The sequence below is a fragment of the Stenotrophomonas sp. YJH_SMC_32 genome, from assembly GCF_059369975.1.
Window position 1 is genome coordinate 47,876 of the sequence record NZ_JCAFTE010000006.1, and the last position, 21,270, is coordinate 69,145.

The 21,270-nt window shown below is 64.6% G+C and carries 19 protein-coding genes and 3 tRNA genes; all 22 read right to left on the bottom strand.

Going from position 1 to position 21,270, the window contains the following annotated elements:
* Positions 1-45: 45 nt before the first annotated feature.
* A complete protein-coding gene (nusA, locus tag AC5P7S_RS10410) occupies positions 46-1,557 on the bottom strand; it encodes a transcription termination factor NusA (RefSeq protein WP_005417911.1) in 1,512 nt (503 codons plus the stop codon).
* Between the two features lie 4 nt (positions 1,558-1,561).
* Positions 1,562-2,152: a ribosome maturation factor RimP gene (gene rimP / locus AC5P7S_RS10415; protein WP_005417913.1), complete on the bottom strand. Its 591-nt coding sequence runs from the start codon at positions 2,150-2,152 to the stop codon at positions 1,562-1,564.
* 367 nt (positions 2,153-2,519) lie between these two features.
* Positions 2,520-2,596 (bottom strand) — tRNA-Met (locus tag AC5P7S_RS10420).
* Positions 2,597-2,679: 83 nt separating this feature from the next.
* Positions 2,680-2,756: transfer RNA gene (locus AC5P7S_RS10425), tRNA-Met, on the bottom strand.
* A gap of 127 nt (positions 2,757-2,883) precedes the next feature.
* Positions 2,884-4,344 (bottom strand): NADH-quinone oxidoreductase subunit NuoN, encoded by a 1,461-nt coding sequence (gene nuoN / locus AC5P7S_RS10430; RefSeq protein WP_005417915.1) that lies wholly within the window; start codon positions 4,342-4,344, stop codon positions 2,884-2,886.
* A 15-nt stretch (positions 4,345-4,359) separates the two neighbouring features.
* The gene (locus AC5P7S_RS10435) at positions 4,360-5,868 is read right to left on the bottom strand and encodes an NADH-quinone oxidoreductase subunit M (RefSeq protein WP_095377625.1); all 1,509 of its coding nucleotides are present in this window, start codon (positions 5,866-5,868) and stop codon (positions 4,360-4,362) included.
* A 23-nt stretch (positions 5,869-5,891) separates the two neighbouring features.
* Positions 5,892-8,057: an NADH-quinone oxidoreductase subunit L gene (gene nuoL / locus AC5P7S_RS10440; protein WP_053500855.1), complete on the bottom strand. Its 2,166-nt coding sequence runs from the start codon at positions 8,055-8,057 to the stop codon at positions 5,892-5,894.
* Positions 8,058-8,064: 7 nt separating this feature from the next.
* Positions 8,065-8,370: an NADH-quinone oxidoreductase subunit NuoK gene (gene nuoK / locus AC5P7S_RS10445; protein ID WP_005417921.1), complete on the bottom strand. Its 306-nt coding sequence runs from the start codon at positions 8,368-8,370 to the stop codon at positions 8,065-8,067.
* Positions 8,367-9,023, bottom strand: coding sequence for an NADH-quinone oxidoreductase subunit J (locus AC5P7S_RS10450; RefSeq protein WP_005417923.1), 657 nt, complete (start codon positions 9,021-9,023; stop codon positions 8,367-8,369). The genes nuoK and AC5P7S_RS10450 overlap by 4 nt, the downstream gene beginning before the upstream one ends.
* Positions 9,024-9,032: 9 nt before the next feature.
* Positions 9,033-9,521, bottom strand: coding sequence for an NADH-quinone oxidoreductase subunit NuoI (gene nuoI, locus AC5P7S_RS10455; protein WP_005417924.1), 489 nt, complete (start codon positions 9,519-9,521; stop codon positions 9,033-9,035).
* Between the two features lie 3 nt (positions 9,522-9,524).
* Positions 9,525-10,619: an NADH-quinone oxidoreductase subunit NuoH gene (nuoH, locus tag AC5P7S_RS10460; protein WP_065186670.1), complete on the bottom strand. Its 1,095-nt coding sequence runs from the start codon at positions 10,617-10,619 to the stop codon at positions 9,525-9,527.
* Positions 10,616-12,850, bottom strand: a complete 2,235-nt coding sequence (gene nuoG, locus AC5P7S_RS10465; protein ID WP_053500857.1) for an NADH-quinone oxidoreductase subunit NuoG — start codon at positions 12,848-12,850, stop codon at positions 10,616-10,618. Before nuoG ends, nuoH begins: the two co-directional genes overlap by 4 nt.
* Entirely contained in the window at positions 12,847-14,187 is a 1,341-nt protein-coding gene (gene nuoF / locus AC5P7S_RS10470) for an NADH-quinone oxidoreductase subunit NuoF (protein ID WP_005417934.1), read from the bottom strand. Before nuoF ends, nuoG begins: the two co-directional genes overlap by 4 nt.
* Positions 14,188-14,191: 4 nt before the next feature.
* On the bottom strand, positions 14,192-14,719 hold the full coding sequence (gene nuoE, locus AC5P7S_RS10475; RefSeq protein ID WP_005410460.1) for an NADH-quinone oxidoreductase subunit NuoE: 528 nt from the start codon (positions 14,717-14,719) through the stop codon (positions 14,192-14,194).
* Between the two features lie 97 nt (positions 14,720-14,816).
* Complete coding sequence (locus AC5P7S_RS10480) at positions 14,817-16,124, bottom strand: NADH-quinone oxidoreductase subunit D (protein WP_005417935.1); 1,308 nt, start codon at positions 16,122-16,124, stop codon at positions 14,817-14,819.
* Positions 16,121-16,870 carry an NADH-quinone oxidoreductase subunit C gene (locus tag AC5P7S_RS10485; protein WP_005410462.1) on the bottom strand — a complete coding sequence of 250 codons (750 nt, stop codon included), beginning with the start codon at positions 16,868-16,870 and terminating at the stop codon, positions 16,121-16,123. The genes AC5P7S_RS10480 and AC5P7S_RS10485 overlap by 4 nt, the downstream gene beginning before the upstream one ends.
* Positions 16,871-16,903: 33 nt before the next feature.
* Positions 16,904-17,458: a NuoB/complex I 20 kDa subunit family protein gene (locus AC5P7S_RS10490; protein ID WP_005417936.1), complete on the bottom strand. Its 555-nt coding sequence runs from the start codon at positions 17,456-17,458 to the stop codon at positions 16,904-16,906.
* A complete protein-coding gene (locus AC5P7S_RS10495; RefSeq protein WP_005417937.1) occupies positions 17,449-17,805 on the bottom strand; it encodes an NADH-quinone oxidoreductase subunit A in 357 nt (118 codons plus the stop codon). Before AC5P7S_RS10495 ends, AC5P7S_RS10490 begins: the two co-directional genes overlap by 10 nt.
* Before the next feature lie 111 nt (positions 17,806-17,916).
* Positions 17,917-18,001: transfer RNA gene (locus tag AC5P7S_RS10500), tRNA-Leu, on the bottom strand.
* 51 nt (positions 18,002-18,052) lie between these two features.
* On the bottom strand, positions 18,053-18,490 hold the full coding sequence (gene secG / locus AC5P7S_RS10505; RefSeq protein WP_005417938.1) for a preprotein translocase subunit SecG: 438 nt from the start codon (positions 18,488-18,490) through the stop codon (positions 18,053-18,055).
* Between the two features lie 31 nt (positions 18,491-18,521).
* Entirely contained in the window at positions 18,522-19,277 is a 756-nt protein-coding gene (gene tpiA, locus AC5P7S_RS10510; RefSeq protein WP_005417939.1) for a triose-phosphate isomerase, read from the bottom strand.
* Positions 19,278-20,148: 871 nt separating this feature from the next.
* Positions 20,149-21,126, bottom strand: a complete 978-nt coding sequence (locus AC5P7S_RS10515; RefSeq protein ID WP_049414703.1) for an isopenicillin N synthase family dioxygenase — start codon at positions 21,124-21,126, stop codon at positions 20,149-20,151.
* Positions 21,127-21,270: the final 144 nt, after the last annotated feature.

The following is a 21,270-nucleotide window of genomic DNA, read 5'->3' on the forward strand; positions in this document are numbered from 1 at the left end:
CGGATTCTACGCCCTGAGCGGCTCAGGGCCCTGTTCATTGCCGGCTCATTCGCCGCGTTCCAGTCGGGCGATCTCCTCGGCACGGGCGGCCAGGATCAGCGCAGCGGCGCGCGCCTGATCCAGTCCTTCGATGCCGAAGTCCATGACCTCGTCGGCGGCCAGGTCGGACAGGTCCTCGCTGGTACGCACGCCGTGGCCGGCCAGCGCATATGCAGTGGCTTCGTCCATGCCCTTCAGGGACAGCAGGTCCTGCGCCGGCTGGCCGTCTTCAAGGCCTTCCTCGACTGCCAGGGCCTCATTGAGCAGCGCATCGCGGGCACGAGCGCGCAGCTCTTCGACGATGTCCTCGTCGAAACCTTCCACGGCCAGCAGTTCGCCGACCGGGACATATGCGATTTCCTCGACGGTGCCGAAGCCTTCGCTGACCAGGATGCCGGCGATTTCCTCGTCCACTTCCAGTTTGTCCATGAACAGCTGGCGGGCGGCAGCCTGCTCGGCCTCCGACTTGGCAGTGACCTGGTCCTGGGTCATCACGTTGAGCTGCCAGCCGGTCAGGCGGCTGGCCAGGCGCACGTTCTGGCCGCCCTTGCCGATCGCCTGGGCCAGGCGGTCTTCGGCAACGGCCAGGTCCATCGAGTGCTTGTCCTCATCGACGATGATCGACTGCACTTCAGCCGGCGCCATCGCGTTGATGACGAAGTTGGCCGGGTTGTCGTTCCACAGCACGATGTCCACGCGCTCGCCATTGAGCTCGTTGGACACGGCCTGGACGCGCGAACCGCGCATGCCGATGCAGGCACCGATCGGATCGGTGCGCTGGTCGTGGGCCAGCACGGCGATCTTGGCGCGGTCGCCCGGATCGCGGGCGCAGGCCTTGATTTCCACCAGGCCCTGGCCGACTTCCGGCACTTCCAGCTTGAACAGCTCGATCATGAACTCCGGCGCGGCGCGGCTGATGAACAGCTGCGGGCCACGCGGCTCCGAGCGCACTTCGGCCAGGTAGCCGCGCACGCGGTCGCCGGCACGCAGCACGTCGCGCGGAATGCCCTTGTCCTTCGGAATGAAGCCTTCGGCATTGCCACCGAGATCGACGTAGATGTTGCCGCGCTCGGCGCGCTTGACCACACCGGTGATCAGCTCACCCACGCGATCCTTCCATGCATCCACGACCTGCTGGCGCTCGGCTTCGCGCACGCGCTGGACGATGACCTGCTTGGCGGCCTGGGCAGCGATGCGGCCGAAGTCCGGGTTCTCGATCTGCTCTTCGATGTAGTCGCCGACCTCGACGCCTTCGGCCTCGTCGACGGCGTCCATCAGGCGGATCTGGCGATCCGGCGATTCCATCACCACGTCATCGGCCACCACTTCCCAGCGGCGGAAGGTTTCGTAGCTGCCATCCTTGTGGTCGATGACCACGCGGGTCAGCACTTCCTCCTCGGGATAGCGCTTCTTCGCTGCCGAGGCCAGGGCGGCCTCGATGGCATCGAAGATCACTTCACGCGGCACGCCCTTCTCGTTGGCGACTGCGTCGACTACCAGCAACAGTTCCTTGCTCATTGGCTCACTCCGCGCGCGGCTTCTTTGCCGCCGGCTCGTTGGAAGAAGAATTCGTGTTCGGCTTCGGACGCTTCGGCGCCGGACCGGTCGGCTTGCTCGGGGCCAGCCCCAGCGCCACCCAGTCGGGCATGATCCGTGCCTTGTCGATGTTGTCGGCCGACACGACCACTTCAGCCTTGTCGACGATGAAGGTGATGGTGCCCGCAGCCTCGTCGATCGCTTCGATGCGGCCCTGCAGGCGACGACGGTTGTCCTGCGGCAGCTTCAGCGTGACCTTGGCCGATTCACCCTGGTGGCGGCCGAACTGCTCCAGGTTGAACAGCGGGCGGTCCACGCCCGGCGAGGACACTTCCAGCGTGTAATTGCCGCTGATCGGGTCTTCGACGTCCAGCTGCGCCGAGACTTCGCGGCTGACCCGCTCGCAGTCGTCGACATTGATGATGCGCTCAGGCTGTTCAGCCAGCGGCACGTCGATGTAAAGGCGCAGGGTCGCACCGCCGGGGGCCGGCAGATACTCAACGCCCAGCAGCTCCAGGCCCAGCGACACAACGGTCGGGGCGAGCAGATTCGCGATGTCGGTTGCCTTGTCGCTCACAGCCTGCCTTGATCTCTATGGTTGGGTGCCGGCCTTCGCCGGCGTGGAAACATGACGCCCCGGAAACGACAAAGGGCCCGTTGGGCCCCTTTTCCGGAAAGACTCCGGTGACTGGATTCCGGTTGCAACCTGCATTGCCTGCCGGTTGCGGCCCTCCTTCCGGGTCCGGACTCCCGCTGGGAGGCCGCCTTCAGGGGTACTGCTAGGCCGCTGATGATAGCGGCTGCACCGCGCTGGTGCAAGGTGCAGACCCGGGGTCAGACCCCTTTTCCACGGGAAAAGGGATCTGACCCCGATCACGCAGAAACGACGCAGACCCCAAAGAAAAACGCCCTCGAAGCAGCACTTCGAAGGCGATCTCCTTACTTGGTAGCGGGGGCAGGATTTGAACCTGCGACCTTCGGGTTATGAGCCCGACGAGCTGCCAGACTGCTCCACCCCGCATCAGAAGCGGAATTATGAGCGGTTGCTCCAAAAACTGCAAGCCCCCCCCTCATTCATCAAATCGGTTGGCGCCGATCCGAAGTTGGTAGCGGGGGCAGGATTTGAACCTGCGACCTTCGGGTTATGAGCCCGACGAGCTGCCAGACTGCTCCACCCCGCACCGGAAGTGTTTGAACTGCTGCCCTGCTCTTTCGAGGGGGGCTACCGCAACGATGTTCTGGCTGAACCGCTGCAGTGACAACTCAGGCTGCGCATATTACACGAATCGCGCAGCTTTGTGTCAACTTTTATGCAAGATGCGCAAATGCCTGCTGGCACCAGACCATGATCGGGTTCCAGGCCAGGCCCAAGGCCAGCAGCGCCAGGGCATTGACACCCAGCACCACACCCAGCACGCGGTCGTTGTTGCGCGGCATGGCCTCGCCCACCGGCTCATCGAAGTACATGACCTTGATGACGCGCAGGTAGTAGAAGCAGCCGACCACGGCGCACAGCACGCCCAGGATGGCCAGCCACAGCAGGCCGCCGTTGACGGCCGCGCCCAGCACCGCCAGCTTGGTCCAGAAGCCCAGGAACGGCGGGATGCCGGCCAGCGACGCCATGATGCACAGCACCAGGCCGGCCATCCACGGGTTGCGGGCATTGAGGCCCTTGAAGTCCTCGATGTTCTCGGCTTCAAAGCCGGCACGCGACAGCGCGATGATCGCGCCGAAGGCGGCGGTCGACATGATGGCGTAGGCCAGTGCGTAGAACAGCGCAGCGGCATAGCCCTGTGCGCCACCACCGGCGATGCCCATCAGCAGGAAGCCGATGTGCGAGACGGTGGAGAACGCCAGCATGCGCTTGAGATTGCTCTGCGCGATGGCCATCAGGTTGCCGATGACCAGCGAGACTGCGGCCAGGCCGGCGATCAGCAGCTGCAGTTCGGTCGACAGCGGACCCACGCCCATTTCCAGCAGGCGGTAGGCCATGCCGAAGGCGGCCAGCTTCGGCGCCGAGCTGATGAACAGTGCGATCGGTGCCGGGGCACCCTGGTACACGTCCGGCAGCCACATGTGGAACGGTGCGGCACCCAGCTTGAAGGCGACGCCGGCGATCATGAACACCGCACCGGTGATCAGCAGCACGCGCTCTTCCGAGTGCGGGATGGCGTCACGGATGACGTCCAGGTGCAGGCTGCCGGTAGCGCCGTAGATCAGCGACATGCCGTACAGCAGCAGGCCAGAGGCCAGCGAGCCGAGCACGATGTACTTCATCGCCGCTTCCGAGGCCAGGCCGTTTTCGCGGTTGCTGGCGACCAGGGCGTAGGAGCACAGCGCCAGCAGTTCCAGGCCCAGGTAGACCATCAGCAGGCTGCCGGCCGACACCAGGATCATCATGCCGGCGGTGCCGAACAGGATCAGCACCGGGATCTCGCCCTGGAACAGGTTGCGCTCACGCAGATAACGCCAGCCGTAGACCAGGGTCAGGCCGCTGAGCAGCACGATCCCGGTCTTCATCACGTCCGCGGCGGTATCGCGCACGAACATGCCATGGAAGACCTCGCCCTGCCCGCCCACGCCGGTGGCCAGCATGAACAGCACCACGGCCAGCGCAGCGAGCGAGAACAGGTGGGTGACGATCTTGTTCCGGTTGCTGACGAACAGGTCGAGGATCATCAGGGCGAAGGCGCTGCCGATCAGCACCAGCTCGGGAGCGAGCGGTGGCAGGTCAGCGGCGGTCAATGGCAGCAGCGGCGAGGTGGTCATCATCAAATCCTGGAATTACAGCAGCTTGCTGGATGCGATCTGCATCGCCAGCTTCGCGATCGAGGGCTCCATCAGGTCGGTCAGCGGCTTGGGATAGATGCCCAGGGCCAGCACGCCGATGGCGAACACGCCCAGCACCAGCCATTCGCGGCCGTTGATGTCCTTCAGTTCGGCAACATGGCTGTTGGCCACTTCACCGAAGAAGATGCGCTTGTACAGCCACAGGGTGTAGGCGGCGCCGATGATCAGGGTGGTGGCCGCGCCCAGCGCGATCCACGGATTGCGCTGGAAGGCCGACAGGATGACCATGAACTCGCCGACGAAACCGCTGGTACCGGGCAGGCCCGCGTTGGCCATGAAGAACAGCATGGCGAAGGTGGCGAACCACGGCATCACGTTGACCACGCCGCCGTAATCGGCGATGCGGCGGCTGTGCATGCGGTCGTACAGCACGCCGACACAGGAGAACATCGCGCCGGAGACGAAGCCGTGCGAGATCATCTGCACCATGGCGCCCTGCAGGCCCAGGCGGGCGGCATCGGCGTTGCCGGCTTCACGGACCAGCCACAGGGCAATGAAGGTGCCCAGGGTGACGAAGCCCATGTGCGCGATCGACGAATAGGCGATCAGCTTCTTCATGTCGTCCTGCACCAGGGCGACCAGGCCAACGTAGATCACTGCGATCAACGACAGCGCAATCACCAGCCAGGCCCATTCCTGCGACGCGTCCGGGACGATCGGCAGGTTGAAGCGCAGGAAGCCATAGCCACCGATCTTCAGGGCGATGGCGGCCAGGATCACCGAACCGGCGGTCGGCGCTTCCACGTGCGCGTCCGGCAGCCAGGTATGGACCGGGAACATCGGCACCTTGACCGCGAAGGCGATCAGGAACGCGAAGAAGATCCAGGTCTGTTCCTTGGCCGAAAGTGGCAGTGCATACAGGTCGGCCAGCTGGAAGCTGCCGCCCTTCATGTACAGGTAGATCAGTGCCACCAGCATCAGCACCGAGCCGAGGAAGGTGTACAGGAAGAACTTCAGCGCAGCGTAGATGCGACGCGGGCCGCCCCAGACACCGATGATCAGGAACATCGGGATCAGCATCGCCTCGAAGAACACGTAGAACAGCATCGCGTCCGTCGCCGCGAAGATACCGACCGTGACGCCTTCCAGGATCAGGAAGGCCGCCACGTACTGGTTCACGCGCTTGTCGATGGCGCTCCAGGCGCCGATCAGGGCAAGCACGCTGACCAGGGTAGTCAGCAGGATCAGCGCCACGGCAATGCCGTCCACGCCCAGGTTGTAGCCGATCTTGTACGCCGGGATCCAGACATGGGTCTCGACGAACTGCAGACCGTCGATGCCCGCGTTGTAGCCGCTCAGCAGCGAGAGGCTCGCCACGAACGTCAGCACCGCTACGCCCAGCGACGCCCAGCGGGCGGTCTGCGCATCACGGATCGCGAGGATCAGGGCGCCACCGATGATCGGCAGCCAGATGAGGACACTGAGTAGAGGCCAGTTCGACACGTCTTCTTATTCCGTACAGGTCATCAACGCAGGTAATGCATCAGCACGCCCAGCAGGGCAATCAGGCCGATGATCATCGCGAAGGCGTAGTGATAGAGGAAACCGGATTGGGTACGACGCAGCACGCCGGCTGCAACGTCCACAACACGTGCCGAGAGATTGACCACGCCGTCGACGATGTTGCTGTCGATCCAGCGCGAGACCTTGCCCAGCTTGACGCTGCCACCGGCAAAGCCATCGATCCACAGCTTGTCGAAGCCGTACTTGTTTTCCAGCACCGACACCAGCGGAGCGAAGGTCTTGCGCGCCTTGCCCGACAGGTCCGGCTTCCACAGGTAGAACAGTGCGGCCAGCAGGAAGCCCGCAACGGTCAGCATGAACGCCGGAGCCATCATGCCGTGCAGCGCGAAGGCGACCGGGCCGTGGAACTCCTCACCCAGGAAGCCGATGGTGTTCTTGGCCGGATCGTAGAAGTCGACGATTCCGGTGAAGAACGTATGCGCCTGGCCCTTGATGGCATCGTGGGCATGATGGCCGGCCCAGTCGGTGCCGTACAGCATCGGACCGATGCTGAAGAAACCGATGGCGATCGACGGGATGGCCAGCAGGATCAGCGGCAAGGTCACCACCCACGGGGTTTCGTGCGGCTCATGCGGACCGTGGCCATGGCCGTGGTCATCGTGATGCGCATCGCCGTGGTGGGCGTCGGCGGCGTGGTGAGCGTCATGGCCGTGACCATGATCGTCATGATGCACGTCGCGGAAACGCTCCTTGCCGTGGAAGGTCAGGAACAGCAGGCGGAAGCTGTAGAAGCTGGTGACGATCACGCCACCCAGCACTGCCCAGTAGCCGTAGGTGGCCACCCAGTTGTCGGACAGGTGCGCGTGCAGCTCGGCGGCCTCGATGATGGTGTCCTTCGAGTAGAAGCCGGAGAAGAACGGCGTACCCACCAGTGCCAGCGTACCGATCCACATGGTGATGAAGGTGATCGGCATGTACTTGCGCAGGCCACCCATCTTGCGCATGTCCTGCTCGTGGTGCATGGCAATGATGACCGAGCCGGCACCCAGGAACAGCAGCGCCTTGAAGAAGGCGTGGGTCATCAGGTGGAACACGGCTGCCGAGTAGGCCGACACGCCCAGTGCAACCGTCATGTAGCCCAGCTGCGACAGCGTGGAGTACGCGACGACGCGCTTGATGTCGTTCTGCACGATACCGATCAGGCCGGTGAAGAACGCGGTGGTGGCACCGATGAACAGCACGAAGTTCAGCGCGGTCTGCGACAGCTCGAACAGCGGCGACATGCGGGTGACCATGAAGATACCGGCGGTCACCATCGTCGCGGCGTGGATCAGTGCCGAGATCGGGGTCGGGCCTTCCATCGAGTCGGGCAGCCACACGTGCAGCGGGACCTGGGCCGACTTGCCCATGGCACCAATGAACAGGCAGATGCAGATGACGGTAGCGATCGACCAGATCACCGGCTCGTTGAGCAGCTGCATGCCCAGGATCGTGCCGTCCCAGATCTGCAGCTGGGCGCGCGGATCAGCCAGCATGCCGGCCTGCGAGAACACCTGCGAGTAGTCCAGGGTGCCGAACACCCACAGCACGCCGGCGATGCCGAGCAGGAAGCCGAAGTCGCCGACGCGGTTGACCAGGAACGCCTTCATGTTGGCGAAGATCGCGGTCGGGCGCTTGAACCAGAAGCCGATCAGCAGGTACGACACCAGGCCCACCGCTTCCCAGCCGAAGAACAGCTGCAGGAAGTTGTTGCTCATCACCAGGGTGAGCATCGAGAAGGTGAACAGCGAGATGTAGCTGAAGAACCGCTGGTAGCCCGGATCGTCCTGCATGTAGCCGATCGTGTAGATGTGGACCAGCAGCGACACGAAGGTCACCACCACCATCATCATCGCGGTCAGCTTGTCGACCATGAAGCCGACGTGGGCCGAGTACTGGCCGACTTCGAAGAACGTGTAGATGTTCTGGTTGAACGGCTGTGCGCCGCCCCACAGCAGCTGGTAGAGCGTGTACATCGACAGGCCGCAGGCCACCGCGACGCCGAGGATGGTGATGGTCTGCGCGCCGAAGCGCTTGACCTGGCGACCGAACAGGCCGGCGATGATGCTGCCGAACAGCGGCGCAAGCACCACTGCGATCAACAGACTCTTGGAGAGAGTGATTTCCATCTGTGGATCAGCCCTTCAACGAATCGACTTCGCCGACATTGATCGTGCGGCGGGTACGGAACAGGGTCACCAGGATCGCCAGGCCGATGGCGGCTTCCGCGGCGGCGACGGTCAGGATGAAGAACACGAACAGCTGGCCGGACGGATCGCCCAGCTGGCGCGAGAAGCCGACGAAGTTGATGTTCACCGACAGCAGCATCAGTTCGATCGACATCAGCAGGACGATGACGTTCTTCCGGTTGAGGAAGATGCCGGCCAGGCTGATGGCGAACAGCACCGCGCCAAGCGCAAGGATGTGGCCAAGGGTAATCACGGCTGGGTCTCCTCGCCGGTGGCCGGCTTGCTGTTGCTGTGCACGACCGGTGCTTCGGCACCCATCTTGACCATGCGCAGGCGCTGGCCGGCCTTGACCATGGTCTGCTCGCCCGGGTTCTGGCTCTTGACGCCGGTACGACGGCGCAGGGTCAGCATGACGGCGGCAACCACGGCCACGGTCAGGATGACGGCGGCGAACTCGAACGGCAGCAGGTACTCGGTGAACAGCGTGCGTGCCAGCCAGGTGATGTTGGAACTGTCGGCGGCGACCGCAGCGGCGTTGTCGGCCGGGAACGGCGTGACCGAGCGTGCCTTGACGCCGATCAGGATCAGCATCTGCGCCAGCATCGCCACCGCCACAATGAGGCCGACCGGCAGGTACCGCACCCAGCCCTCACGCAGCTTGGTGGGGTCGATGTCCAGCATCATCACCACGAACAGGAACAGCACCATCACCGCGCCGACATAGACCAGCACCAGGGCCACGCCGAGGAACTCGGCACCCACCAGCAGCCACACGCAGGCAATGGAGAAGAAGGTCAGCACCAGGCAGAGCACGGCGTGAACCGGGTTGCGCACGCTGATCACCGCACCGGCCGAAACCGTTGCCGCGATGGCGAACACCCAGAAAGCGATATTTACCCAATCCATCTCTCGACCTCAGCGGTAAGCGGCATCGGCGGCACGACGCTCGGCGATCTCGGACTCGAGACGGTCGCCAAGGGCCAGCAGCTGCGGCTTGGTAACGATGTTTTCGCCACGGTTCTCGAAGTGGTACTCGAGGATGTGGGTTTCGACGATCGAGTCCACCGGGCAGCTTTCTTCGCAGAAGCCGCAGAAGATGCACTTGAACAGGTCGATGTCGTAGCGGGTGGTGCGGCGGGTGCCGTCCTCGCGCTTGGCCGAGTCGATGGTGATGGCCAGCGCCGGGCACACCGCTTCACACAGCTTGCAGGCAATGCAGCGCTCTTCGCCGTTGGGATAACGGCGCAGGGCGTGCAGGCCACGGAAGCGCGGCGACTGCGGGAACTTCTCCATCGGGTACATCATCGTGTACTTCGGCTTGAAGCTGTACTTCAGCGTCAGCCAGAGGCCGGCCAGCAGTTCGAGCAGCAGCAGGCTCTTGAAGTAATGGGTAATCCTGTTCATCACTTAGACGCCCTTTTGAATCACGCCGAAGAACACCATGACGGCGGTAACCGCGATCCACAGAATGGCCAGCGGGATGAAGACCTTCCAGCCCAGGCGCATGATCTGGTCATAGCGGAAGCGCGGGAAGCTGGCACGGAACCAGATGTAGGCACTGGCGAAGAAGAACACCTTGACGAACAACCACGGTGCACCGCCCTTCCAGATCCAGTCGACCAGCGGCGAGACATTGCCGAAGTCGACCCAGCCCTGGACCGGGCTCAGCCAGCCGCCGAGGAAGAAGATCGAGATCAGGAAGCTGATCAGGATCATGTTTGCGTATTCGGCCAGGAAGAACAGGGCGAAGGCGCCGCCGGAGTACTCGACCATGTGGCCGGCAACGATTTCCGACTCGCCTTCCACCACGTCGAACGGCGCGCGGTTGGTTTCAGCCACGCCCGACACCCAGTAGATGACGAACAGCGGGAACAGCGGCAGCAGGAACCAGTCGAAGAAGCCGGAACTGCCGGCCTGCGCAGCGACGATGTTGCTCAGGTTCAGGCTGCCCGAGGCGATCATCACGCCGACCAGGGCGAAGCCCATGGCGATTTCGTAGCTGATCATCTGCGCCGAGGCGCGCATGGCACCCAGGAACGCGTACTTCGAGTTGGACGCCCAACCGGCCAGGATGATGCCGTAGATGCCCAGCGAGGTCATCGCCAGCAGGTACAGCAGGCCGGCGTTGGCATTGGACAGCACGATCTGCGAATCGAAGGGCACCACCGACCAGGCCGCGAAGGCCGGGGCCAGGGTGATCAGCGGGGCCAGCAGATAGATCGCCTTGTTGGCGCTGCTCGGCTGGACCACTTCCTTGAACAGCAGCTTGAAGACGTCGGCGAAGGCCTGGAAGATGCCCATGCCCACGTACATCGGGCCGTGGCGGACGTGCATCCAGCCGATCAGCTTGCGTTCCCAGACCACGTAGAAGGCCACCGAGATGATCACCGGAACGGCGATCACCAGGATCTTCAGGATGATCCAGATCAGCGCGCCGATGTCACCGAGGCCGAGCAGCCACTGGTGCAGCGGGTCGACCGCGTTCAACAGCAATTCGTTCATGCAGCCACCACCGATACGCGTGCGGCACCCAGCGGCGCGGTCGCGCCGTGGCCCGATTCAATCCAGACCGAACCCGCAGCGACGCGGGCGTCGACCACCACCGGCAGGGTGGCCTTGCCGGCGTCGGTGCCGACCTTGGCCATCTGCCCTTCCTGCAGCTGCAGGCGAGCGGCATCTTCTGCGTTCAGCACGATGCGCGGGGCGTTGTTGAGCGGATGCGACTGCAGTGCCGGCGCGCGACGGACCACCGCATCGGTGCGGTAGATCGCGGCGGTCGAAGCCACTTCCAGGCCTTCACCGGCAACTGCCGGCTGCGCCGAAGCAGCGACGGTGACCGACACCGGGGCCAGGCTGGCACGCAGGCCGGCCAGGTCGGTGAAGTCGAAACCGGCCAGGGCCATGTCGCCGCCCAGTGCGCGCAGCACGCGCCAGCCTTCGCGGGCCTCGCCCGGCAGCTTGCCGCCGGCACGGGCCGACTGCTCGCGACCATCGAGGTTGGTCAGGGTGGCGTCGATTTCCGGCAGCGCACCGATCGGCAGGATCACGTCGGCAACGTCGCGGGTCGAGGCGCAGGCGAACTGGCTGAAGGCCACCACCTGCGCACCCGCCAGCGCCTTGCGGGCGGCCGGGGCGTCGGCGAAGTCCAGGCCCGGCTCAAGGCCGTACACCACGTAGGCCTGGCGCGGCTGCGCCAGCATCGCGGCGACGTCCTTGCCGGCCGGCAGCACCCCGGCGCGGGTCAGGCCAACGGCGTTGGCGCCCTGCGGGATGCGGCACAGCTTGGCACCGGTAGCGGCAGCGAAGTCACGCGCGGCAGCGCGGATCGCGGCAGCCTGCGGGTGGTTCTCGGCGATGCCACCAACGATCAGCACGGTGTTGTTGCCGCCCTGCACTGCCGAACGCAGCTCGGCGTTGGCCAGCGCGTCGACGAACTTCGACGGGGCAACGATCTGCTTGCCGGCGACACTGAAGGCGAAGTCGAAGTCCACCGGATTGACGACGTGGATCTTCGCGCCCTTGGTGGTCTGCGCCTTGCGCAGGCGAGCGTGCAGCAGCGGCAGTTCGTGGCGGATGTTGCTGCCCAGGACCACGATGCGGTCGGCGCCCTCGATCTCGGCCAGCGGCAGGCCGAATACTTCGGCGGTTGCGGCGTCGGAGAAATCGCGGTTGTTGATGCGGTGGTCGATGTTGCCCGAGCCCAGGCCCTTGGCCAGGCGGGCCAGCAGTGCGCCTTCCTCGTTCGAGGTCGACGGGTGCACCAGCACGCCCAGGTTGTCGCCCTGGTTGGCCTTGAGGATTTCGGCGGCCGCGGCCAGGCCTTCGGCCCAGCTCACTTCCTTCCACTCGCCGTTGACCTTGCGCAGCGGCTTGACAGCACGGTCTTCGCTGTACAGGCCCTGGTGCGAGTAGCGGTCACGGTCGGACAGCCAGCACTCGTTCACGGCTTCGTTGTCGCGCGGCACGGTGCGCAGCACTTCGCCGCGACGCACGTGCAGGAACAGGTTCGAACCCATCGCATCGTGGTAGCCCAGCGACTCGCGCGCGGTCAGTTCCCACGGGCGGGCGCGGAACTGGAACACCTTGTTGGTCAGCGCGCCGACCGGGCAGACGTCAACGACGTTGCCGGACAGCTCGGTGGTCAGCGGCTTGCCGTCGAAGGTACCGATCTGCAGGTTCTCACCGCGGTACATACCACCCAGTTCGTAGGTACCGGCAACGTCGGCGGTGAAGCGGACGCAGCGGGTGCACTGGATGCAGCGGGTCATCTCGGTGGCGACCAGCGGACCCATGTCCTCGTCAGGCACCACGCGCTTGCGCTCGTTGAAGCGGCTGACCGAACGGCCATAGCCCAGCGACACGTCCTGCAGCTCGCACTCGCCGCCCTGATCGCAGATCGGGCAGTCCAGCGGGTGGTTGATGAGCAGGAACTCCATCACCGAGCGCTGGAACTTCAGCGCCTTCTCGCTGCGGGTGGCGACCTTCATGCCGTCCATTACCGGGGTGGCACAGGCCGGCGCCGGCTTCGGCGACTTCTCCACGTCCACCAGGCACATGCGGCAGTTGGCGGCGATCGGCAGCTTCTCGTGATAGCAGAAGCGCGGAATGGAGATGCCGGCCTTGTCAGCGGCCTGGATGATCATCGAGCCCTTGGGCACGACCAGCGACTTGCCATCGATCTCGATGGTGACGTGATCGGGTGGGACGCTCGGATTTACGGGTTGCGCGCTCATGCAGCGGCTGCCTCCACCTTCTTGCCGTCAACCATCGAATGACCGTTGACGATGTAGTACTCGAACTCGTCCCAGAACTGGCGCAGGAAGCCCTGGATGGGCCATGCAGCCGCTTCGCCGAACGCACAGATGGTGTGGCCTTCGATCTGGCCGGCCACTGCCTTCAGCTGGTGCAGGTCTTCCATCGTGGCCTTGCCGGCGACGATGCGCTCCAGCACGCGGTGCATCCAGCCGGTGCCTTCGCGGCAGGGGGTGCACTGGCCGCAGGATTCCTTGTGGAAGAACTGGCTGATGCGGCAGGCGAACTTGACGCAGCAGACGCTGTCGTCGAGCACGACGATCGCGCCCGAACCCAGGCCGGAGCCCAGTGCGCGGATGGTGTCGTAGTCCATCGGCAGGCCCTTCAGTTCGGCCGCGGTCAGCACCGGCATCGACACGCCGCCCGGGATCGCGCCCTTGAGCTTGCGGCCCGGACGCAGGCCACCGGCCATTTCCAGCAGGTCGTCGAAGGTGGTGCCCAGCGGTACTTCGAAGTTGCCGCCGTTCTGCACGCAGCCGGACACCGAGAAGCACTTCGGGCCGCCGTTGGCGGTCAGGCTCAGGCCCTTGAACCACTCCGGGCCGTTGCGGATGATCGCCGGCACCGAACCGTAGGTTTCGGTGTTGTTGATCGTCGACGGCTTGCCGTACAGGCCGAAGTTGGCCGGGAACGGCGGCTTGTAACGCGGCTGGCCCTTCTTGCCTTCCAGCGATTCCATCAGCGCGGTTTCTTCGCCGCAGATGTACGCGCCGGCGCCCAGCGCGCCGTAGATGTCGATGTCCACGCCGCTGCCGAGGATGTTCTTGCCCAGCCAGCCGTTCGCATAGGCGTCGGCCAGGGCCTGCTCGAAGTGCTCGAACGGCTCGTGGTGGAATTCACCGCGCAGGTAGTTGTAGCCCACGGTCGAACCGGTGGCGTAGCAGGCGATCGCCATGCCTTCCACCACCGAATGCGGGTTGTAGCGCAGGATGTCGCGATCCTTGCAGGTGCCCGGCTCGGATTCGTCCGAGTTGCAGAGGATGTACTTCTGCATGTTGCCCTTGGGCATGAACGACCACTTCAGGCCGGTCGGGAAGCCGGCGCCACCGCGGCCGCGCAGGCCCGAGGCCTTGACCATCTCGATGACCTGCTCCGGCGGGATCTTCTCTTCAAGGATCTTGCGCAGGGCAGCGTAGCCACCGGTCTTCAGGTAGCTTTCGTACGACCACGGGGTGTCGTAATGCAGGGTGGTATAGACCACCTGGTGCGGCAGCGGCGCGGGGCCGACCGGACCCTTGGATTCGTGGTGATGTGCCATGCCCTTACTCCAGCCCGTCCAGCAGCTCGTCGACCTTTTCCAGGGTCAGACGCTCATGGTAGTGACCGTTGATGACCATCATCGGCGCGCCACCGCAGCCGGCCAGGCACTCTTCCTCGCGCTTGAGGTAGACGCGGCCGTCAGGGGTCGATTCACCGTGCTTGATGCCCAGCTTCTTCTCGCAATGGCGCACGATGTCCTCGGCGCCATTGAGCCAGCAGCTGATGTTGGTGCAGATGGCCACGTTGTTGCGGCCCACCTTCTCGGTCTCGAACATCGAGTAGAAGCTGGCGACCTCGTAGGCCCACACCGGCGGCAGGTCCAGGTACTTGGCCACGCCGGCGATCAGTTCGTCGGTCAGCCAGCCCTGGTTCTGCTCCTGGGCCGCATGCAGGCCCTGCAGCACGGCAGAGCGCTTGCGGTCCGGCGGGAACTTGGACAGCCAGTGATCGATGTGAGCGCGGGTCTTGTCGCTCAGCACCACCATCGGGTCGACGTCGCGCGCCGCCTCGAAATTACCTGTCGCCTTCATCGGCCGACCTCAGCGAAATGCATAACGTGAAATTCCAGAAACTGCGGCGCCGGCTTGCGCCGGCTGCCTGCAGCGGGCGTTGGCGTGGCGGACGGCATTACCGGTCAACCTCGCCGAACACCAGGTCGTAGGTGCCGATCATCGCCACCACGTCAGCCAGCATGTGGCCGCGCACGACCGAATCGATCGAGGACAGGTGAGCGAAGCCCGGCGCACGCAGGTGCACGCGGAACGGCTTGTTGGCGCCATCGGAGACCAGGTAGCAGCCGAATTCACCCTTCGGGGCTTCCACCGCCGAGTAGGTCTCGCCGGCCGGCACGCAGTAGCCTTCGCTGAACAGCTTGAAGTGGTGGATCAACGCTTCCATGTCGTCCTTCATGTCCTCGCGCCTGGGCGGAGCGACCTTGAAGTTCTTCACCATCACCGGGCCCGGGTTGGCCTTCAGCCACGCCACGCACTGCTTGATGATGCGGTTGGATTCGCGCATTTCGGCAACGCGGACCAGATAGCGGTCGTAGCAGTCGCCTTCCTTGCCCAGCGGGATGTCGAAATCGACGGCATCGTACTTGGCGTACGGACGCTTCTTGCGCAGGTCCCAGGCAATGCCCGAGCCGCGCAGCATCACGCCGGTCATGCCCCACTGGTGGGCCAGTTCGGGAGTGACCACGCCAATGCCGACGGTACGCTGCTTCCAGATACGGTTGTCGGTCAGCAGGGTTTCGTATTCGTCGATGCGCTTGGGGAACTCGACGGTGAAGTTCTCCAGGAAGTCCAGCAGCGAGCCTTCGCGCGAAGCATTGAGCTGCTTCAGCGCCTTGCCCTTGTGCCAGCGCGATTCCTTGTACTTCGGCATGTGGTCCGGCAGGTCGCGGTAGACACCGCCCGGACGGTAGTACGCCGCGTGCATGCGCGCGCCGGAAACCGCTTCGTAGCAGTCCATCAGCTCTTCGCGTTCGCGGAAGGCGTACAGCATCACCGCCATCGCGCCCAGGTCGAGCGCGTTGGAGCCCAGCCACATCAGGTGGTTGAGGATGCGGGTGATTTCATCGTACATGGTGCGGATGTACTGGGCACGCTCCGGCGCCTCGATACCCATCAGGGTCTCGATCGCGCGCACGTACGCGTGCTCGTTGCACATCATCGACACGTAATCCAGGCGATCCATGTAGCCGATCGACTGGTTGAACGGCTTGGACTCGGCCAGCTTCTCGGTACCACGGTGCAGCAGACCCACGTGCGGGTCGGCGCGCATGATGGTTTCACCGTCCATTTCCAGGATCAGGCGCAGCACACCATGAGCGGCCGGATGCTGCGGGCCGAAGTTCATGGTGTAGTTGCGGATTTCCTGCCGGCTTTCGGCGGCGTTGCTGGCGAATGCTTCGCCGGCCTGGTGTACGTGGCTCACTTCACTGCCTCCTGCGCGCGCTCACCTTCTGCGGTCTGCAGACGGGCGTCGTCGCGGATCACGCGCGGCACGCCGACGCGCGGCTCCACCGAGGTGACCGGTTCGTAGATCACGCGCTTCTTTTCTTCGTCGTAGCGGACTTCGACATTGCCGATCAGCGGGAAGTCCTTGCGGAACGGATGGCCGACGAAACCGTAGTCGGTCAGGATCCGGCGCAGGTCCGGGTGGCCTTCGAAGATCACGCCGTACAGGTCGAACGCTTCGCGCTCGAACCAGTTCAGGCCCGGCCAGATGCCGGTCAGCGAGGACACCACCGGCAGTGCTTCGTCAGGGGCGAAGCAGCGCAGGTGCATCATCAGGTTGTGCTGGTACGAGCGCAGCTGCGCGACCACGGCGAAACGCTGGGTCGGCATGTGCTGCGGGCGGGCACCGTCGGCACCGTTTTCCTCGGTGGGGAACTCGCCCCACGCGAAACGGCCCTGGGCCTTGCCTTCGACGCCACGGCTGAAGCCCTGCGAGGACACGTCGGCGGTGTCCCATTCGTCGGAGCCATAACCGAGGTAGTCGACGCCGCACAGATCCACGGCCTGCTCGAAACCAAACTCGTCACGCAGCGCCAGGGCGGTGGCGTGCCACTCGGCGGCAGGCACTTCCAGCGTCACTTCGCCGCGGGGTTCGACCACGATGACCTTCGCACCAGCGAAACGTGCGGAGAGTCGGTCGATGAAGGATGCTTGCTCTGCCATGGGGGCTTGGCGCGCTCTAGTCAGGTGAAGGGGTCAGCGGGCGATGGTCTGTGTACGCCAGATCTTCTTCTGCAGCTGCAGGATCCCGTACACCAGCGCCTCGGCGGTCGGCGGGCAGCCCGGGACGTAGACGTCCACCGGCACCACGCGATCACAGCCGCGCACCACAGAATAGGAGTAGTGGTAGTAGCCGCCACCGTTGGCGCAGCTACCCATCGAGATGACCCACTTCGGGTCCGGCATCTGGTCGTAGACCTTGCGCAGCGCCGGGGCCATCTTGTTGACCAGGGTGCCGGCCACGATCATCACGTCGGACTGACGCGGCGACGGGCGGAACACCACGCCGTAGCGGTCCAGGTCCAGGCGCGCGGCGCCGGCATGCATCATCTCGACCGCGCAGCAGGCCAGGCCGAAGGTCATCGGCCACATCGAGCCGGTGCGCGCCCAGTTCAGCAGTGCGTCGACGCTGGTGGTGACGAAGCCCTTTTCCAGCAGCGGGTTGTCGCCTTCCGGCCGCAGGATGTCATCAACCCGGCCTTCCGGCGACGGGTTGTTCATGAGGCCATCGAGAGTCTGAATCACTCCCATTCCAGCGCTCCCTTCTTCCAGACGTAAATGAAACCGAGGAACAGCATGCCGACGAACAGGCCCATGGTGACCAGCGAACGGGCGCCCAGTTCCATGAAGACCTGGGTCCACGGCACGATGAAGATGATTTCCAGGTCGAAGACGATGAACTGGATCGCGATCAGGTAGTAGCGCACGTCGAACTTCATGCGCGCGTCTTCGAAGGCTTCGAAGCCGCACTCATACGGCGACAGCTTTTCCAGATCGGGGCGGCGGGGACCGAGGAATCGACCAACCAGCATCAGCGTAACGCCGATACCGGTGGCAACGATCAGAAACAGCAGAGACGGCAAATATTCGGCCAGCACAGCGATTCTCTCTTGCCTCTGCCGCCGCGCCTGCAGGCGCTTTGGCATGGGGGAGTGGACGGGAACCTGCCTGGCGCCTTGCGCGCCAGACGAACCCGCTTTACTTACAAATGGTGCCCAAGAGGGGACTCGAACCCCTACGACTTGCGTCGCTACCACCTCAAGGTAGTGCGTCTACCAATTCCGCCACCTGGGCAAACGATCACATCAGACTATCTTTCCGATGCGCCGCGTATTGTAACCGGCTTCAGTCTTTCTGGGAGCCTTCTGAAGGCTTTTCTTCACCAGAAACCGAAGATTCCGCCTGAGCCGGCACATTCGCGGCCGGAACCGGGGCTGCCGGGACCGCATCGGCCTTCGGGACGGCCGGCAGCTCGCCCGCCGGAGCCGCCGGAGCAGCCGCTGCCGGGGCGGACATCAGACCCAGATCCTGGTCGGCTGCCGGACGGGTGCCGTGACCGGCATACCAGGCCATGAAGAGGCTGATGCCAAAGAACACGACAGCCAGCCACTTGGTCGACTTGGACAGGAAGTTCGAGGCGCCACGCGCACCGAACACCGTACCCGAGGCACCAGCACCAAAGCCCGAACCTGCCGCCGCACCCGAGCCACGCTGCATCAGGATCAGCGCGATCATGGCCACAGCGACCAGCACGTAGACGACATTGAGGATCAACATCAGCATTGGAAACCGCCCTCGGACAATACTTCTAGGATTAGTTCGCGGCCGCCGCCCGCGCGATGGCCAGGAAGTCCGCGGCCACCAGGGAGGCGCCGCCGACCAGCCCACCATCGACATCCGGCTGCGCGAACAGTTCCCCGGCATTGTCGGGCTTCACGCTACCGCCGTAAACAATGGGCAGTGAATCGGCGATTCTAGCATCGATACGCGCGACTTCGCCACGGATGAACGCGTGCACCTGCTGCGCCTGCTCCTTGCTGGCGGTACGGCCGGTGCCGATGGCCCAGACCGGCTCGTAGGCGACCACGGCGTTGGCGAAACCGGCCGCACCGACCAGTTCCAGTACCGGCGCCAGCTGGCTGGCGATGACCGTTTCGGTCTGCCCGGCCTCCCGCTGTTCCAGGGTCTCGCCCACACACAGCACCGGGACCAGGCCGGCATGCTGGGCAGCGGCGAACTTGCGCGCGACCAGCTCGCTGCTTTCATGGTGGTACTGGCGGCGCTCGGAATGGCCGACCAGGCCATAGCGGGCCCCGACCTCGACCAGCATGGCCGCGCAGACTTCGCCGGTGTAGGCGCCCTTCTCGTTGCTGCTCACGTCCTGTGCGCCAAAGGCCAGGCCGGTCGCGCCGAAGTCCTCGACCAGCTCGCCCAGGTACGGCAGCGGGGGCAGGATCACCACGTCCACGCCCTCCAGCGGCAGCCCGGCGGCCACCTGCCCCAGCAGTTCATTGGCGAATTGACGGCTGCCATGCAGCTTCCAGTTTCCGGCGACGATCTTGCGGCGCATGAGCGGGTGGCTCCTGTGTGAAGTCAGCCGGTCATGATACCCGTTGCGGCAAAAATCCGTTTCCTTGTAAGCGGTTACATGGATTTTCAGCCAACGGCGCAGCCCCTCGTGGCGGAGGGGGGGCGGGGTTTGGGTGGTCGCGGAGAGCCCGGCTAGATCTGGGGCTTGGCCGGGCGGGTAGGACTGCGCAGGGGGCGCTGCAAGTACGTCCATGTAAGCTCGATCGCCGCATCCATGCGGCTCACGCCCCTGCGCAGCCCCACCCGCCCGGCCTCTGACACAGTCCGGCGGTTCCGCCCGCCACGGAAAGAAAAAAGAAGAACAAGAGCAAAGGCAAAAGCTGCATTCCGGGTTGATGCTGGCTGGACCAACCCCCTGCCCCACTTCGATCCGAGAGATCTCATCCACGCATGGCGTGGATCTACCGTGTCGACCAAGGTCGATACACACCGGGAATCGCGATTTACCCGCCGTCACCGGGAAGCTGTCGGGGGTGGGGCGGTGTGAGTTGGCAGGACCGTTGGCGCCATGGGCCCGAGGCATGCCTCGGGCGGGTTGGGCAGGACGCCCAACCCCGGTCTTGCCGTGTGCGCAGGACAGCGCACACGAGCAAGGCGCCATCGAGCCCCCAGGGGTGAGGGCGCTTTGCTTGCGAAGCACTGCTTCGCAAGCGCCCGAACGCACAGCCGCCAGCGGCTGGGCCGGTCTGGGGGTTCTCGGCGTGTCCTGCCAACCCACACCGCCCCGCTCAACCGGCACGAATCCCGAGCCGCCTTGGCTTTGGGCTTGCCGGCCAGCGGCCGGCACTACCGCGGGTGCAGGGCGCAGCCCTGCAAAGAAAAAGGCCGCCTTTCGGCGGCCTCACTTTTCTTTACTTCAGCTTGATCTCGCGCAGGCGCTCCTCGAGGAAGCCGTGGGCGGTGATCGGCTCCGGGTACCGGCTCGGGTTCTCCGGGGTGATGCACGAGGGCAGCACGTCGATCAGGAAGTCCGGGTTCGGGTGCAGGAAGAACGGCACCGAGTAGCGCGGCTGGCGCGCCAGCTCGCCCGGAGGATTGACCACGCGGTGGATGGTCGACGGATAAACATGGTTGGTCAGGCGCTGCAGCATGTCGCCGATGTTGACCACGATCGTGTCCGCGTCCGAGGTGAACGGCACCCACTCACCGTCGTGCGACTGCACTTCCAGGCCCGCGGCACTGGCACCCACCAGCAGGGTGATGAAGTTGATGTCGCCATGGGCACCGGCACGAACGTTCGGGATGTCGTCGGTGGTGATCGGCGGGTAGTGGATCGGGCGCAGGATCGAATTGCCGAAGTTGGTCTTGTCGGCGAAGAAATTCTCCGGCAGGCCGATGTGCAGGGCGAGCGCCGACAGCACGCGCGACCCCAGGTTGTCCAGCGCCTGGTACAGGCCGTACCCCCGCTCGCGGAAGCCCTCGACTTCGGTCGGCCATAGATTCGGCGCCATCACGTCACGGTACTTGGAGTCGTCGGCGATCTCGCGGCCAATGTGCCAGAACTCCTTCAGGTCGAAGTGCTTGGAGCCCTTGGCGGTCTCCACGCCGAAGGGGGTATAGCCACGGGCGCCGCCGCTGCCAGGCACGTGGTACTTGCGCTTGACCTCTTCCGGCAGGGCGAAGAAGGCCTTGAAGGCATCGTAGGCCGCGTCGATGTCGGCCTGCGGGATGCCGTGGTTGCGGATGCCCGCGAATCCCCATTGGCGATAGGCCGCGCCCAGCTCGGCCACGAAGGCCTCGCGGTCGCTGTCGAAACGGGTGATGTCGAGGGTGGGGATCTGGCTCACAGCGGTTCCTGGCTTGTCATTGGGTCTGGGGGGCCAGCGCATTCATGGCCCGCCTGAACATTGTGACAGATCGCCCGGGGGACGCCACTCGATACGAAGAAACAAACCGATACAATGCGCGACCCGCGCGCGGATTAACGCTTCCGTCACGTTGGGCCCGCCCCTTTGCCGCTCCCTGAATCCGCA

Excerpts from the sequence above, each read along its gene's own strand:
- nusA (WP_005417911.1), bottom strand. The coding sequence starts at position 1,557 with ATGAGCAAGGAACTGTTGCTGGTAGTCGACGCAGTCGCCAACGAGAAG.
- secG (WP_005417938.1), bottom strand. The coding sequence starts at position 18,490 with ATGCTGATGTTGATCCTCAATGTCGTCTACGTGCTGGTCGCTGTGGCC.
- AC5P7S_RS10450 (WP_005417923.1), bottom strand. The coding sequence starts at position 9,023 with ATGGATTGGGTAAATATCGCTTTCTGGGTGTTCGCCATCGCGGCAACG.
- AC5P7S_RS10490 (WP_005417936.1), bottom strand. The coding sequence starts at position 17,458 with ATGGGAGTGATTCAGACTCTCGATGGCCTCATGAACAACCCGTCGCCG.
- AC5P7S_RS10485 (WP_005410462.1), bottom strand. The coding sequence starts at position 16,870 with ATGGCAGAGCAAGCATCCTTCATCGACCGACTCTCCGCACGTTTCGCT.
- tpiA (WP_005417939.1), bottom strand. The coding sequence starts at position 19,277 with ATGCGCCGCAAGATCGTCGCCGGAAACTGGAAGCTGCATGGCAGCCGT.
- nuoL (WP_053500855.1), bottom strand. The coding sequence starts at position 8,057 with ATGGAAATCACTCTCTCCAAGAGTCTGTTGATCGCAGTGGTGCTTGCG.
- nuoN (WP_005417915.1), bottom strand. The coding sequence starts at position 4,344 with ATGACCACCTCGCCGCTGCTGCCATTGACCGCCGCTGACCTGCCACCG.
- AC5P7S_RS10515 (WP_049414703.1), bottom strand. The coding sequence starts at position 21,126 with ATGCGCTGGCCCCCCAGACCCAATGACAAGCCAGGAACCGCTGTGAGC.
- nuoI (WP_005417924.1), bottom strand. The coding sequence starts at position 9,521 with ATGAACAGGATTACCCATTACTTCAAGAGCCTGCTGCTGCTCGAACTG.
- nuoG (WP_053500857.1), bottom strand. The coding sequence starts at position 12,850 with ATGAGCGCGCAACCCGTAAATCCGAGCGTCCCACCCGATCACGTCACC.
- nuoE (WP_005410460.1), bottom strand. The coding sequence starts at position 14,719 with ATGAAGGCGACAGGTAATTTCGAGGCGGCGCGCGACGTCGACCCGATG.
- nuoF (WP_005417934.1), bottom strand. The coding sequence starts at position 14,187 with ATGGCACATCACCACGAATCCAAGGGTCCGGTCGGCCCCGCGCCGCTG.
- nuoH (WP_065186670.1), bottom strand. The coding sequence starts at position 10,619 with ATGAACGAATTGCTGTTGAACGCGGTCGACCCGCTGCACCAGTGGCTG.